Source organism: Geminicoccus flavidas (assembly GCF_009806515.1).
Lineage (GTDB): Bacteria > Pseudomonadota > Alphaproteobacteria > Geminicoccales > Geminicoccaceae > Geminicoccus > Geminicoccus flavidus.
Genome location: NZ_WUJP01001079.1, coordinates 1 through 1,814, shown reverse-complemented (window position 1 = coordinate 1,814; position 1,814 = coordinate 1). Strand labels below are relative to the sequence as shown.

Genomic DNA, 1,814 nt, shown 5'->3' with positions numbered 1-1,814 from the left:
ATCGACCAGCCGTTCGACCTGCCCACCACCCCAGCACCCCACTACCCGTTCGAGCGGCAGAGATATTGGGTGCCAGCCCGCTTGGCCGCGCCATCCGCGCCGGCCCCGGCAGGCATGCTCGGCCAGCCGGTCGAGATCGCGACCGGCGGCACCGCCTGGACCAGCCGTCTGGCGCCCGACCGGCCGGCCTTCCTCGGCGAGCATGTGGTGGGCGATGCCGTGATCGTGCCCGGCGCCTCGCACGTGGCGATGCTGCTCGGCGCCTGTGGTGCGGCGCCTGCGGCACTGGCCGACATCGCCTTCGTGGCCCCGCTGGCACTCTCCGGTGCCGGCCGCGAAGTCCAGGTCCTGCGTGACGGGGACACACTGTCCCTGTTCGCGCGCGGCGATGACGGCGCCTGGGTGCTCCATGCCCGTGCCAGCACCGCACCGGACCAGCCTGCCGGGCCGGCGGACCTGACCGCGGTGCTGGCACGCTGCGCTCCCGATGAGGCCAACCCGGACGCGCTCTATGCCATGCTGGACGAGCGCGGCATCCATCTCGGCCAGGCATTCCGCGGTATCCGCCGGCTGTGGCGCGGCTCAGGTGAGGCCGTGGCCGAGATCGAGCTGATGCCGGGCCTGGCCAGGGACTGCCCGGAGCTGCCGATCCATCCCGCAGCGCTCGATGCCTGCTTCCAGACGCTGGGCGCCACCTTCAGCGGCGGCGGCGCCTCAGGCGCCTTCCTACCGTTCGCGATCGAGCGCGTGGCCTTCCTGACCCGCTGCCCGGAGCGCTTCTGTGTCCATGTCCGGGCACGCCCCGGCACCGGCACGCTTGACGCCGCGCAGGGCGATCTGCGCCTGTTCGACGGAGCCGGCCGGACAATCGCCCGGATCGACGGCCTCTCGATCGCGCGGCTGCGCGGCGACGCGAGGCCCGCTCCGCTCGGCGAGGGCTGGAGCTACCGGATCGACTGGCAGCCCCTGCCGCTGCCAGCCGCCGCCACCAGCCCCGAACCCGCCGTGTTGGCCGAGGCGGTCCGTGCTGCGGCTGCGGCCGCCGCCACGGAGCTCGCGACGCCGCCGGAGCTGGGTGCTGAGCTGGAGCGGCTGGCGGCGGCCTATGCCGCTGCCGCTGCCCGTGCCGTCGACCCATCCGAGGTCGACCCGAAGCGACGCCGCCTGTTCGCCCACCTGCCCGGCATGGCCGTGCAGGCACCTCCCGCAGCCGACCCGAAGAGCCTGCGCACCGAACTGGAAGGCCGCTTCGGCGCCTTGCCGGAGATTGAGATCGCGGCGCGCTGCGGCCGGGCCCTGCCGCCGGTGCTGCGCGGCGAGCAGGATCCCCTGGCGGTGCTGTTCGGCGATGGCGAGGCCGGCTTTCTGTACGGCGGTGCCGGGTTCGCCCGGCTCCTGAACGGCATGGTGCTGGCCGCGATCGAAGGCGTGATCCAGGCAGCCGACCCGGCCCGCCCGGTGCGTATCCTGGAGATCGGTGCGGGCACCGGTGCCCTGTTCGATGCCCTGCGCGCCCGCGTCCCGGCCGGACGCTTCCGCTACGACTTCACCGACATCTCTCCGGCCTTCCTGAGCCAGGCCGCCCAGCGCTTCGGCGAGGACTCGGCCCGCTTCGTGCCGCTCGACATCGAGCGGGATCCACAGGTGCAGGACTTCGTACCGGCCAGCTACGACCTAGTGGTGGCCGGCAACGTCCTCCATGCCACCCGCGACCTCGCCGCCAGCTTGGCGCATGCCCGGAGCCTGCTGGCGCCGGGCGGCGTCCTGGTGCTGCTGGAGGCCGCGCGCCGCAGCGCCTGGAGCGATCTGGTGTT

The 1,814-nt window shown here is 73.6% G+C and carries 1 protein-coding gene; it reads left to right on the top strand.

Annotated features, from left to right (window positions below):
- Positions 1-1,814, top strand: a 1,814-nt coding sequence (locus EQG76_RS30685) for a polyketide synthase dehydratase domain-containing protein (RefSeq protein WP_159719016.1), incomplete at both ends; no start/stop codon positions are given.